Origin of the sequence: Amycolatopsis orientalis DSM 43388 (assembly GCF_000411975.1) — a bacterium.
Taxonomy (GTDB): domain Bacteria; phylum Actinomycetota; class Actinomycetes; order Mycobacteriales; family Pseudonocardiaceae; genus Amycolatopsis; species Amycolatopsis orientalis_D.
Map to the genome: position 1 here is coordinate 198,665 of NZ_ASXG01000196.1, position 12,362 is coordinate 211,026.

The following is a 12,362-nucleotide window of genomic DNA, read 5'->3' on the forward strand; positions in this document are numbered from 1 at the left end:
TTCCGGGAAAATGACCGTGCTCGGCTGACCCGCGGTTCATTCCGAACCCGCCCTCCGGAGCAGAGGGCGGGTTTTTTTGCTGCCCGTCGGCCCGATCTCAGATTGAGATAGAACGCGAGCCTTCGCCGGCACACACTCTGCCGGTCAGACGGACAGCGGCGGAGATGCCGCCGGTTCCAGGAGGCCCCAGTGAGCAGGCAGAGCCTTACCAAGGCGCACAACAAGATCACCGAGCTGTCGTGGGAACCGACGTTCGCCACGCCGGCGACCCGGTTCGGGACGGACTACACGTTCGAAAAGGCGCCGAAGAAGGACCCGCTGAAGCAGATCATGCGGTCCTACTTCCCGATGGAGGAGGAAAAGGACAACCGCGTCTTCGGCGCGATGGACGGCGCGATCCGCGGGAACATGTTCCGGCAGGTGCAGCAGCGCTGGCTGGAATGGCAGAAGCTGTTCCTCTCGATCATCCCGTTCCCGGAGATCTCCGCGGCGCGGGCGATGCCGATGGCGATCGACGCGGTGCCGAACCCGGAAATCCACAACGGGCTCGCGGTGCAGATGATCGACGAGGTCCGGCATTCGACGATCCAGATGAACCTCAAAAAGCTGTACATGAACAACTACATCGACCCGGCCGGCTTCGACATCACCGAGAAGGCGTTCGCCAACAACTACGCGGGCACCATCGGCCGCCAGTTCGGCGAAGGCTTCATCACCGGCGACGCGATCACCGCGGCGAACATCTACCTGACCGTGGTCGCCGAGACCGCGTTCACCAACACGCTGTTCGTGGCGATGCCGGACGAGGCCGCGGCCAACGGCGACTATCTGCTGCCGACGGTGTTCCACTCGGTGCAGTCCGACGAGTCGCGGCACATCAGCAACGGCTACTCGATCCTGCTGATGGCATTGGCCGACGAGCGCAACCGGCCGCTGCTGGAGCGCGACCTGCGGTACGCGTGGTGGAACAACCACTGCGTGGTGGACGCCGCGATCGGCACGTTCATCGAGTACGGCACCAAGGACCGCCGCAAGGACCGCGAGTCCTACGCCGAGATGTGGCGGCGCTGGATCTACGACGACTACTACCGCAGCTACCTGCTGCCGCTGGAGAAATACGGCCTGGTGATCCCGCACGACCTCGTCGAGGAAGCGTGGAACCGGATCACGAACAAGCACTACGTGCACCGCGTCGCGCAGTTCTTCGCGACCGGCTGGCCGGTGAACTACTGGCGCATCGACGGCATGACCGACGCCGACTTCGCCTGGTTCGAGGACAAGTACCCGGGCTGGTACGACCAGTTCGGCAAGTGGTGGGAGGCCTACAACCGGCTGCGCTACCCGGGCCGGAACAAGCCGATCGCGTTCGAGGACGTCGGCTACGAGTACCCGCACCGCTGCTGGACGTGCATGGTGCCCTGCCTGGTGCGCGAGGACCTGGTGGTGGACAAGGTCGACGACCAGTGGCGCACCTACTGCTCGGAGACCTGCGCCTGGACCGACAAGGTCGCCTTCCGGCCGGAGTACGAGGGCCGCGAGACGCCGAACATGGGACGGCTCACCGGGCACCGGGAATGGGAGACGCTGCACCACGACCGCGATCTGGCCGACATCGTCGAGGACCTCGGCTACGTCCGCGACGACGGGAAGACGCTGATCCCGCAGCCGCACCTGGACCTCGACGACCCCAAGAAGCTCTGGACGCTCGACGACATCCGGGGCATCCGGTTCGCCAGCCCGAACGTCGCGCTCAACGAGATGACCGACGCCGAGCGGGAGCAGTGGGCCGCGGCCTACCGCGCCAACCCGAACGTCACCGTCGCCTGACGAGCCCGGGTCCCGCGGCCGCGTCCGGGCGGTCCGGCCGCGGGATCCCGCCGGAAGAATCGAGAAACCCATGGGCGACAAGCACCGCATCTCCTTCGAACCGGTCGGCGTCGAGATCGAGGTCACCGAGGACGAGAAGATCCTGGACGCCGCCTTCCGCCAGGGCGTCCACCTCATGCACGGCTGCCGCGAGGGGCAGTGTTCGGCCTGCAAGTCCTATGTGCTCGAAGGCGACCTGCAGATGGAGCGGTATTCGACGTTCGCGTGCAACGACGCGGAGGTCGAGGAAGGCTACCTGCTGCTCTGCCGGGCGCACGCCTACAGCGACTGCACCATCGAGCTGCTGAACTTCGACGAGGACGAGCTGCTCAACTCGGCTCCGCTGCAGGAGATCACCGCTGAGGTCGCCGAGATCGTGCCGCACACCCGCGACATCGTCGGCCTCCGGCTGCGGACCGCGAGCCCGCTCCAGTTCAAGGCCGGGCAGTACGCCGAGCTGACCATCCCGGGCACCGAGGACTGCCGGTCCTTTTCGATGGCGACCACGCCCTCGACCGAGGACCACGTGGAATTCCTCATCAAGAAGTACCCGGGGGGCCGGTTCTCGGCGCTGCTGGAGGACGGCCTGGCGGTCGGCGATTCCCTGCTGCTGCGCGGACCCTACGGCAACTTCACGCTGAAGAAGGGGCACGTGCTGCCGCTGGTGCTGATGGCGGGCGGTGCGGGAATGGCCCCGGTCCTCAGCCTGCTGCGGCACCTCGCCGAAACGGCCGACCCCCGGCGGATCCGCTTCTACTACGGCGCCCGCACCGCGGCGGACCTGTTCTGCCTGGACGAGATCCGGGCGCTGGGGGAGCGGCTGGCCGATTTCGGGTTCGTCGTGGCGCTGTCGGAGTCCGCGGACGGCGCGGGCGAACTCGGCGTGGCCGCCGAAGCGGGGATGGTGACCGACGTGGTCGAGGCCCGCGAACCGGAACTGCACCGCGCCGAGGTGTACCTCTGCGGGCCGCCGCCGATGGTCGACGCCGCGCTCGATCTCGCGACGAGGCAAGGGGTACCGCAAGACCAGGTGTTCTACGACAAGTTCACGACCTCGGTCAGTGACGACCAGTGACAAGCGGAGCTTCGCCCCGCGCCGGGGGCTCCGCCACCCGGACCCCCAAAGACAGTAAGAGGAGATCCAACATGGCGAGCAGTCCGACAGCCACGCGCAGCTTCCCGAAAGTGGAGTTCACCGACTCCGAAGCCGGCGCGCTGGAGTTTCCGAGCTCGAAGAGCCGCACCTACAACTACTTCACGCCCGCCAAGATGCGCGCGACCGTGTACGAGGACGTGACGGTCGACGTGCAGCCCGACCCGGAGCGGCACCTGAGCCAGGGCTGGATCTACGGCTTCGGGGACGGACCGGGCGGCTACCCGCAGGAATGGACGCGGGCGAAGTCGTCGAACTGGCACGCGTTCCTCGACCCCAACGAAGAGTGGGAGCAGACCCTCTACCGCAACAACTCCGCGGTGGTGCGCCAAGTCGCGCTGAGCCTGGAGAACGCCAAGCGTGCCGACGCCTACGCCCACTGGAAGCCGGCGTGGCAGACCTTCATCGCGCGCAACCTGGGCGCGTGGATGCACGCCGAGAACGGCTTGGCGCTGCACGTGTTCACCTCGATCCAGCGCTCCGGCCCGACCAACATGATCAACACCGCAGTGGCGGTCACCGCCGCGCACAAGATGCGCTTCGCCCAGGACCTCGCATTGTTCAACCTGGACCTGTCCGACTCGCTCGAGACCTTCGACGGCGAAACCCACCGGGCGGTCTGGCAGTCGGCGGAGGAATGGCAGCCCACCCGCCGCGTGGTGGAGCAACTGACCGCGGTCGGCGACTGGGCGGAACTGCTCTTCGGCGCCAACGTCGTGTTCGAGCAGCTGGTCGGACAGCTGTTCCGGTCCGAGCTCGTCATGCAGGTCTCGGCGGCGAACGGCGACTACGTGACGCCGACGCTGGTCGGCACCGGCGAGTACGACTACAGCCGCGACCTCGCCTACACCCGGTCGCTGTTCCAGATGCTCGCCCGCGACGAGGAACACGGCGCCGCCAACCAGGAACTGTTCGGCGAGTGGCTGTCGGCCTGGGCGCCGAGGTGCCTGGCCGCGGCCGAGGCGCTGCAGCCGATCTGGTCGCAGCCGGCGGAGAAGACGCGCACGTTCGCCGATTCGCTCGCCGCGAGCAAGGAGAAGTTCGCCCAGCTCCTCGAGGAGATCGGGCTCGACGTTCCGAAGGAGCTGGACCAGTGAGCGACATGAAGTTCGGTGCGCAGACCGAAATCTCGAACATGTGCGGCGTGACCCTGATGAACACCCCGATCGGCCGGGTGGTCGCCGACGTGATGGGCGCCAAGGAGGGGGTCGGGCTGGTCGAATACCCGTCGATGATCCGCGTCGACGGCACCCGGCTGCTCGAATTCGACTACGCCGAGCTGACCGACGCGCTCGGCCAGGAGTTCGACGGCTCGGTCTTCGAGGAGATCAGCTCCACCCACTACGGCCGCATGGTGCACCTCGACGACCGCACCCTGCTCTTCGCCAACCCGGAGGACGCCGCCGAGTACATCGGCTTCGACCTGCTGGCCCAGGGCTGAGGCCGGACCCCGAACCGCGCGGCGGCGGGCCGAGCCGCCCGCCGCCGCGTTCCCACCGCAGCACTGCCGAGCACGAACGAAGGGCGAGGATCTCCGATGTACGCAAAGGATGGCGAGCAGTACTACGTCGTCGACGGGCATGTCCACATCTGGGACGCGCGGGAGTCGAACATCAAGAACGTGCACGGGAAGCAGTTCATCGACTGCTTCTACGACTACCACCGCAACCTCAGTCCGGAGGAGGCGACGTGGGACTACGGCACCTACACCTACTACGGCGGCGAGCGGCTGATGAAGGACGTCTTCCAGGACGGCCACGTCGACCACGCGATCTTCCAGGCCACCCTGCTGCGGGACTTCTACCGCAACAACTTCGGCCAGACCGCCGAATGCCTCGACCTGGTGCGCCAGCATCCCGGCAAGCTCACCTACAACCACGCCTACGACCCGCGCGACGGCGAGGCCGGCCTGGAGCAGCTGCGCCGCGATGCCGAGCGCATGCGGCTCAAGGGCGTGAAGCTCTACACCGCCGAGTGGCACGGCGACTCCCGCGGCTACCGGCTGGACGATCCCTGGTCGCGGCGCTACCTCGAAGAATGCCTGGAGCTCGGCATCAAGAACATCCACGTCCACAAGGGACCGACGATCCGGCCGCTGGACCGCGACGCGTTCGACGTGGCCGACATCGACCACGTGGCCACCGACTACCTCGACCTGAACTTCATCGTCGAGCACGTCGGGCTGCCCCGGCTGGAGGACTTCTGCTGGATCGCCACGCAGGAGTCCAATGTGTACGGCGGGCTCGCGGTCGCGATGCCGTTCATCCACGCCCGCCCGCGCTACTTCGCGCAGATCATCGGCGAACTGCTGTACTGGCTCGGCGAGGACAAGATCCTCTTCGGCAGCGACTACGCGCTCTGGACGCCGCAGTGGCTGGTGGAGCGGTTCGTGGACTTCCAGATCCCGGAAGACCTCCCGGAGTACCCGCGGATCACCGTGGCACAGAAGAAAAAGATCCTCGGGCTGAACGCCGCCGCGCTGTACGACCTGGACGTGCCGGCGCAGTTCCGGCTGCCCGCGGAAGCCGGTGCGCGATGACCACCGCCGCGGTCTCCCTGGATGAGCAGGTCCTGTCGGCACTGGCGACAGTGTTCGACCCCGAGCTGGACCAGCCGGTGACCGACCTCGGCTTCGTCCGCTCGGTCACGATCGACGACGCGGGCGTCGAGGTGCGTCTGCGGCTGCCGACCTCCTTCTGCGCGCCGAATTTCGCCTACCTGATGGTCTCGGACGCCTACGACGCGCTCTCCGCGCTGCCCGGCACCGGCCGGGTCCGGGTGCTGCTGGACGATCACCACGATTCGGCGAAGATCAACAGCGGGCTCGCGGCCGGGGCCGGATACGTCGGCACGTTCGGCGTCGAGGCGGAGCAGGGCCTGGACGAACTCCGCCGGACGTTCCAGCGGAAGGCCCATCTGGCCGCGGTCGAACGGTGCTGCCGGGCGGTGCTGGCCGGCGGCGCGTGGACGATCGAAGAGCTGCCGCTGCTGGAGCTGCTCGACCTTCCGGAGGGGCGGTTGAAGAACGCACTGCTGCGCCGGCGGGAAGCGCTCGGACTGCCGACCGACGCGCACGCGAGGGTGGCCGTGGACCACACCGGCCGTCCGGTCGGCAAGCAGGACACCGCGCTGTGGCTGCGTTTGGCGGCCGCCACCCGCATTTCGATCGAGGGCAACGCGCATTTCTGCCGCGGGTTGCTCGCCACCCGGTACGCGGATCCTGAAGGGGCCGCGCCGCTCGTCGTCGACACCAGGAGCCGATCGTGAAAGCCGTCCAGGTCACCGGATACCACCGGAATCTCGAACTCCGCGACGTCGGAGAGCCGAAAGTCGCCGGTCCGCTGGACGTGGTGGTCAAGGTCGGCGCGGCCGGCGTGTGCCGCACCGACTTGCACATCCTCGAAGGGCAATGGGCGGAGAAATCCGGCGTCGCGCTGCCTTACACGATCGGGCACGAGAACGCGGGCTGGGTGCACGCGGTCGGCGGCGCGGTCACCAACGTCTCGGTGGGCGACAAGGTGATCCTGCACCCGCTGATCACCTGCGGGCTGTGCCGGGCCTGCCGGCGCGGCGACGACGTGCACTGCGAGCAGTCGGATTTCCCCGGCATCGACACGAACGGCGGGTACGCGGAGTACCTGCGCACGTCGGCCCGGTCCTGTGTCAAGCTCGCCGACAACCTCGAACCCGCCGACGTGGCCGCGCTCGCCGATGCCGGGCTCACCGCGCAGCACGCGGCCGCGAAGGCGGCGAAATCGCTGCGTCCCGGCGATGTCTGCGTGATCATCGGCGCGGGTGGTCTCGGCCACATCGGCGTCCAGTGCCTGAAAGCGATGAGCGCGGCGACGCTGGTGGTGCTGGACCGCAACCCGGCAGCTCTGGCGCTGGCGAAGGAAGTCGGGGCGGACGTCACGATCGTTGCCGACGGGTCCCAGGCGGACGCGGTGCTCGACCTGACCGGCGGGCATGGCGCGGAAGCGGTGGTGGATTTCGTCGGCGAAGGCGGCGCCACCGCCGAGGGGGTGCGGATGCTGCGCCGCGCGGGCAATTACTACGTGGTCGGGTACGGGGAGAACATCGACGTCCCGACCATCGACATCATTTCCACCGAGATCAACTTCGTCGGCAACCTGGTCGGCTCGTACTCCGATCTGCAGGACCTGATGGTGCTGGCCGCCCGCGGCGACGTGAAGCTGCACACCGCGCGGTACCGGCTGGAGGACTTCCAGCAGGCGATCGACGATCTCAGCGCCGGCCGGGTCCGCGGCCGCGCGATCCTCATTCCCTGATCCCGCAAGGAAAGGACGGAGACCACCATGGCGAAGCAGCTGAGGTTCGGCGTCGACGCGCGGCGGCAGCTCGAGCTCGGAGTCAATACCCTGGCCGACGCGGTGAAGGCGACGCTGGGCCCGAAGGGGCGCAACGCGGTGCTGGAGAAGCTGACCGGCCCGCCGACGATCACGAACGACGGGGTGACCATCGCCCGGGAGATCCAGCTGGGGGAGCCGTTCGCGAACATGGGCGCCCAGTTGGTCAAGGAAGTCGCGATGAAGACCAACGGCGCGGTCGGCGACGGCACCACGACCGCCACCGTGCTGGCACAGGCGATGGTGCGCGAGGGCCTGGCCGCGCTGAGCGAGGGCGCGAACCCGATGCGAGTGCGGCGAGGGATCGAGGAGACCGTCGAAGCGGTCGTGGAATACCTGCGCAAGTCGGCGGTCGCGGTGTCCGGCGAAGCCGAACTGGAGCGGATCGCGACGCTCGCGGCCAGCGACGACGAGCGCATCGGCCGGGTGATCGCACAGGCGCTCGCCGCGGTGGGCCGTGCGGGCGTGGTGGAGGTCGAGGAGTCGGACCAGCCGGGGCTGAGCGTGGAGCTGGCCGACGGGATCGAGTTCGACCACGGCTACACCTCGCCGTACATGGTCACCGACCGGGACCGGATGGAGGTCAGCTTCGCCGACCCGGTGCTGCTGCTCACCAACAAGAAGATCAGCCAGGTGCAGGACCTGATGCCGACCGTGGAGGCGGCGCGCAGGCTGGACCGGCCGCTGGTGGTGCTGGCGGAGAACGTGGACGGCCCGGCGCTGCAGCTGATCGTGAGCGGGAACGTGCACGGCACGTTCGCGGGGGCGGTGGTCCGCGCGCCGGGCTTCGGGCACCGGCGGATCGCCGAGCTGGAAGATCTCGCCGCGGCTCTCGGCGGGCGGGTGGTGAGCGAGGATTCCGGCGTGACGCTGGCCGAGGTCACCGAACGGGACCTGGGCCGCTGCGCGCACATCACCATCACCGAGGACTCGACGACGATCCTCGGCGGCGCCGGAGCAGAGGACGTGGTGCGCGCCCGGATCGGCCAGCTGGAGAAGCAGCTGGAGCGGGCCCGGATCGAGCACGACCAGGACAGCCTGCGGCTGCGGATCGCGCGGCTGTCCGGGCGGATCGCGGTGGTGCGGGTCGGTGCGGCGACCAGCGTCGAGCTGAAGGACCGGATGCTGCGCGTCGAGGATTCCCTGGCCGCGGCCCGGGCCGCGCTGGAGGAGGGCGTCGTCGCGGGTGGCGGCGCGGCCCTGGCGCAAGCGGCGCTTCACGTGGACTTGGATCTCGACGGCGACGCGGCGCACGGGCGCGACATCGTGCTGCGGGCGCTGGGCGAGCCGTTGCACTGGATCGCGGCCAACGCCGGGTACGAGGGAGCCGAAGTCCGGGAACGCGTCGCGGGACTGGCCAACGGGCAAGGGTTCGACGCGCTGGCCGGCGGGTACTGCGATCTGTTCGCCGCGGGGGTGATCGATCCGCTCAAGGTGACTCGCTCGGCGCTGGAGAGCGCGGCGTCCATCGCGGCGCTGGTGATCACCACCGAGACGGCGGTGGTGGAGGAGGTCGTGGTCAACCCGGGTTCGGTCATCGCGCCGGGATTCGGGGACCTCGCCGAGGGCATGGTCCGTCCGTCCAACATCTACTAGGAACCGGGGGTCCCGCGCCGGGTCCGCTCCCTACGGGCGGGCCCGGCGCGGTCGACTATGCCGCGGCGTGGGGGAGGGCGTGTCCGGCCAGCCGGACGGCGAGGCTGAGCAGCCGCGCGGGCGGGCACTGGAGATCCACGAGACCGGCAGCGACCGCCGCGGCCGGGCCGAGGGCGTGCGGCCAGCCAGCCGGGTGCACGACACCGCCGGACATGATCCGGAGGTCGGCGGCTTCGGCGAGCTCGTAGCCCGCGCCGATCGCGTCGCCGTTGACAGCGGCGACCACCGGCGCGGGATGATCGCGCACGGCGGCCAGCGCCGAGCGCAGGCCCGTCCCGAGATCGGGAGCGAACTCGCGGGCGGTTCCGGTCAGCACCACCGGTCGCGGCCCGGCATAGGCGAGTGCCGCGGCGAGGTGGTCGGTCTCCCCGGCGCGGAAGCGCACTACGACCGTTCCGTTCCGGTATTCGAGCATCCGCGCACCTCCCGGGCATCGATGTCGCCGAAGCGTAGGCCGCGCCGGGGGCGGGATCTGTCTCAGAACGAGATCTCCGCCGGTGCGCCGATGTGCTGCGGTGGCGGTCCAGGACCCTTCCGCGGAAAGGCGTGCGCTGATGTCCGACAACGACGTTCCCGACCAGCTCTCCTCCGACGCGGCGTCCGGGCACCGCGAATGCCTCGAACGGGCCCGCCGGGCCTTGGCGGGCACCGGATGGGAGATCGAACGGCGTGCCGAGACGAGCCGGATGGGTGCTGGGCAACCGAAATAACGGCACGCTCGGAAAACTCTCTCGGGCCCGGCGCACCGCCGGGTCCGGGGATCGAGCTGGTGGCACGGCGTTGCACGAGCAGGGCATTCGCGCCGGGGGCACCGATCGCAGGAGGCGACTGAGGGCAGGGGCCCGTCGAGGCCCCTGGTGCGCCGGGGAACGGGCGGCGGTCGCCATTTCTCATGAAGCTCTCATTTTCGTCGGGGAGAATCGCGGCGGAACCGGCCGGAGGGAGCGGGGATGCATCTGGTCGTGGTCGACGACGAGGAGGCGGTGCGGGATTCGCTGTCCCGGACGCTGCGGTTCGAGGGCTACAGCGTTTCGCTGGCGGCCAATGGCGCCGAAGGAATCGAGACGATCCGGGCGGAAAACCCGGACGGGGTCATTCTCGACGTGATGATGCCCGTTCTGGACGGTCTGGACAGCTGCCGCCTGTTGCGTGCCGAGGGCAACTACGTGCCGATCCTCATGCTGACCGCGCGCAGCGGCGTGGCGGACCGGGTGACCGGGCTGGACGCGGGCGCGGACGATTATCTGGTCAAGCCGTTCGCGCTGAAGGAATTGCTGTCCCGGGTGCGGGCGCTGCTGCGGCGGGTCGAGTACGACACTCCCCGCCCTTCGGCCGGGACCGCGCTTGCGTTCGCCGATCTGGTCCTGGACCCGGGCACGCGGGAGGTCCGCCGGGGCGACCGGCCGGTCCGGCTGACCCGGACCGAGTTCGCGATGCTGGAGGCGTTCCTGCGCCACCCGAGGATCGTGCTGACCCGGGCGGCGATGTTCGAGCAGGTGTGGGGTTACGACTTCGGTTCCGGTTCGAACGGGCTGGACGTGTATGTCAGCTACCTGCGCCGCAAGCTGGAAGCGGGCGGGGAGCCCCGGCTGCTGCACACCGTGCGCGGCGTCGGCTACGTGCTGCGGGACGAGCCGTTGTGAAACGGCTGCGGTGGCGCGAGCGCTCGCTGCGGACCCGGCTGGCGGTGATGGTGGGGCTCGCGGTGGCGGTCGCGGTGGTGGTGACTTCTTCCGCTGCTTGGCTGCTGACCAGAGCAAATCTGTACCAGCAGTTCGACGCGCAGCTGCAGACGTACGCGCAAGTCGCGGCGAAGGCGGCGACTCCCGCGGACGCGCTGGCGACCTTGCACACCGTCCAGCGCGGTGATTCGGGAGCGGATCCAGGACATCGCGACGTTCTCGCCGTGCAATTCCTCACCGCGGACGGAACGAGCGCGGGAACGGCGGGCGCGCCGGGCGGGTTCCCGCCCGGGGTCCGGGCGCGGCAGGTCGCGGCCGGGGCGGCGGCGCTGGGGGCGGACGTGGAGAAGATCGGCGGTGATCGCTACCGCGTGTGGACCGTGCCCCGGCCGGGCGGGGGAGCGGTCTCGGTCGCCCGCAACTCCGAGGGGATCGAAAACACTCTCGCGGAGCTGGGCGCGTGGCTGACCTTGGCCGGGCTGATCGGGATCGCGGGCGCCGCGTTCGCCGGACGGGCGATAGCGAAGACCGCGCTGCGGCCGGTCGCCGAGCTGACCGACGCCGCGGAGGACGTCGCCCGCACCCAGGAACTCGCCGCCGGCATCCGGGTCGTGGGCAGCGACGAACTGGCGCGCCTTGCGGTCTCGTTCAATGCGATGCTGACCGCGTTGCGCAGCTCTCGCGACGAGCAGCAGCGGCTGGTGCAGGACGCGGGCCACGAGCTGCGCACGCCCTTGACGAGCCTGCGCAACAACATCGAGCTGCTCATCCACGCCGAAGGACAGGAACGGGTGCTCCCGCCGGAGGACCGCACCCGGCTGCTGGCCGATCTCGACGTTCAATCGGTCGAGCTGACCACGCTGGTCGGCGAACTGGTCGAGCTGTCCACCGGGGAACGCGAACCCGAGCCGGTCGGGCGGGTCGACCTGGCCGACGTGCTCGCCTCGGCGGCGGAGCGGGTCCGGGCCCGGTACCCGGACGTGGAATTCGGCGTGGACGCGGTCAGCGCGGAGGTGGACGGCCGCCCGGCGGCCTTGGAACGCGCGGTGCTGAACGTGCTCGACAACGCGGCGAAGTGGAGCCCGGCCGGCGGGAAGGTGACCGCCGCGGTCGTCCCGGCGGAGGGGGGAGCGCGGATCGTGGTGTCCGACGAAGGGCCGGGCATCGCTCCCGCGGATCTGCCGCACGTCTTCGAACGCTTCTACCGCGCGGAGACGGCCCGGGCCCAGCCGGGGTCCGGGCTCGGCCTCGCGATCGTCGAACAGGTCGTGGAGCAGCACCGGGGCGCGGTCCGGGCCGGAGCGGCCGACGGCGGCGGGGCGCGGTTCGAGCTGACGTTCCCGGCCGCCCTGGCCTGACCTGCCGCGCTTTTCGCTGGGGAGATTGCTCGCCGGTGGGGAGGCGGGCGTTGCGGCGGATCGTGGTGTGCGTCGGTGGGCGGGCTTCGCTCTGGATCGGGGTTTGCGGCGGACCTGGCCTGAGCCGTTGCGCTTTTCGCAGGGGCTGTTCGGCGTTTGTTTGTGGGTGGGGCGGCGGCCGGTGGGGCGGGCCGTGGTGTGCGTCGGCGGACGGGTTTCGCTGTGGATCGGGGTTTGCGGCTGGCCTGGCCCGAGCTGTCGCGCTTCTCGCCGGTGGGAC

General features: G+C 69.6%; 12 protein-coding genes. 11 read left to right on the top strand and 1 reads right to left on the bottom strand.

Features of this window, described 5'->3' with window-relative positions:
* Positions 1-189: 189 nt before the first annotated feature.
* From L942_RS40930 to groL, 8 genes are all read left to right on the top strand, one after another.
* On the top strand, positions 190-1,827 hold the full coding sequence (locus L942_RS40930) for a methane monooxygenase (RefSeq protein WP_037370741.1): 1,638 nt from the start codon (positions 190-192) through the stop codon (positions 1,825-1,827).
* A gap of 70 nt (positions 1,828-1,897) precedes the next feature.
* Entirely contained in the window at positions 1,898-2,941 is a 1,044-nt protein-coding gene (locus tag L942_RS40935; RefSeq protein WP_037370744.1) for an FAD-binding oxidoreductase, read from the top strand.
* A gap of 71 nt (positions 2,942-3,012) precedes the next feature.
* Positions 3,013-4,116, top strand: coding sequence for an aromatic/alkene monooxygenase hydroxylase subunit beta (locus L942_RS40940; RefSeq protein WP_037370746.1), 1,104 nt, complete (start codon positions 3,013-3,015; stop codon positions 4,114-4,116).
* A 5-nt stretch (positions 4,117-4,121) separates the two neighbouring features.
* Positions 4,122-4,460 (top strand): propane 2-monooxygenase effector subunit MimD, encoded by a 339-nt coding sequence (gene mimD, locus L942_RS40945; RefSeq protein WP_037370911.1) that lies wholly within the window; start codon positions 4,122-4,124, stop codon positions 4,458-4,460.
* Positions 4,461-4,556: 96 nt separating this feature from the next.
* Positions 4,557-5,558: an amidohydrolase family protein gene (locus tag L942_RS40950; RefSeq protein ID WP_037370747.1), complete on the top strand. Its 1,002-nt coding sequence runs from the start codon at positions 4,557-4,559 to the stop codon at positions 5,556-5,558.
* Complete coding sequence (locus L942_RS40955) at positions 5,555-6,286, top strand: metal-sulfur cluster assembly factor (protein WP_037370748.1); 732 nt, start codon at positions 5,555-5,557, stop codon at positions 6,284-6,286. Before L942_RS40950 ends, L942_RS40955 begins: the two co-directional genes overlap by 4 nt.
* On the top strand, positions 6,283-7,308 hold the full coding sequence (locus L942_RS40960) for an NAD(P)-dependent alcohol dehydrogenase (RefSeq protein ID WP_037370749.1): 1,026 nt from the start codon (positions 6,283-6,285) through the stop codon (positions 7,306-7,308). Before L942_RS40955 ends, L942_RS40960 begins: the two co-directional genes overlap by 4 nt.
* Positions 7,309-7,335: 27 nt before the next feature.
* Positions 7,336-8,982: a chaperonin GroEL gene (gene groL, locus L942_RS40965; protein ID WP_037370750.1), complete on the top strand. Its 1,647-nt coding sequence runs from the start codon at positions 7,336-7,338 to the stop codon at positions 8,980-8,982.
* Positions 8,983-9,037: 55 nt separating this feature from the next.
* On the opposite strand, the gene L942_RS40970 is transcribed toward groL, so the two are convergent.
* Positions 9,038-9,457, bottom strand: a complete 420-nt coding sequence (locus tag L942_RS40970; RefSeq protein ID WP_037370752.1) for an enoyl-CoA hydratase-related protein — start codon at positions 9,455-9,457, stop codon at positions 9,038-9,040.
* Between the two features lie 139 nt (positions 9,458-9,596).
* Here L942_RS40970 and L942_RS44755 point away from each other — a divergent pair, with 139 nt between their 5' ends.
* The 3 genes from L942_RS44755 (at position 9,597) to L942_RS40980 (ending at position 12,082) form a co-directional block, all read left to right on the top strand.
* The gene (locus L942_RS44755) at positions 9,597-9,752 is read left to right on the top strand and encodes a hypothetical protein (protein ID WP_158684615.1); all 156 of its coding nucleotides are present in this window, start codon (positions 9,597-9,599) and stop codon (positions 9,750-9,752) included.
* A 240-nt stretch (positions 9,753-9,992) separates the two neighbouring features.
* Entirely contained in the window at positions 9,993-10,685 is a 693-nt protein-coding gene (locus tag L942_RS40975; RefSeq protein ID WP_037370753.1) for a response regulator transcription factor, read from the top strand.
* Complete coding sequence (locus tag L942_RS40980) at positions 10,682-12,082, top strand: HAMP domain-containing sensor histidine kinase (protein ID WP_037370754.1); 1,401 nt, start codon at positions 10,682-10,684, stop codon at positions 12,080-12,082. Before L942_RS40975 ends, L942_RS40980 begins: the two co-directional genes overlap by 4 nt.
* Positions 12,083-12,362: the final 280 nt, after the last annotated feature.

What these genes read in the sequence shown, in the direction of transcription:
- L942_RS44755 (WP_158684615.1), top strand. Translation starts at nt 9,597, where the DNA reads ATGTCCGACAACGACGTTCCCGACCAGCTCTCCTCCGACGCGGCGTCC.
- L942_RS40950 (WP_037370747.1), top strand. Translation starts at nt 4,557, where the DNA reads ATGTACGCAAAGGATGGCGAGCAGTACTACGTCGTCGACGGGCATGTC.
- L942_RS40935 (WP_037370744.1), top strand. Translation starts at nt 1,898, where the DNA reads ATGGGCGACAAGCACCGCATCTCCTTCGAACCGGTCGGCGTCGAGATC.
- mimD (WP_037370911.1), top strand. Translation starts at nt 4,122, where the DNA reads ATGAAGTTCGGTGCGCAGACCGAAATCTCGAACATGTGCGGCGTGACC.
- L942_RS40975 (WP_037370753.1), top strand. Translation starts at nt 9,993, where the DNA reads ATGCATCTGGTCGTGGTCGACGACGAGGAGGCGGTGCGGGATTCGCTG.
- groL (WP_037370750.1), top strand. Translation starts at nt 7,336, where the DNA reads ATGGCGAAGCAGCTGAGGTTCGGCGTCGACGCGCGGCGGCAGCTCGAG.
- L942_RS40955 (WP_037370748.1), top strand. Translation starts at nt 5,555, where the DNA reads ATGACCACCGCCGCGGTCTCCCTGGATGAGCAGGTCCTGTCGGCACTG.
- L942_RS40940 (WP_037370746.1), top strand. Translation starts at nt 3,013, where the DNA reads ATGGCGAGCAGTCCGACAGCCACGCGCAGCTTCCCGAAAGTGGAGTTC.
- L942_RS40970 (WP_037370752.1), bottom strand. Translation starts at nt 9,457, where the DNA reads ATGCTCGAATACCGGAACGGAACGGTCGTAGTGCGCTTCCGCGCCGGG.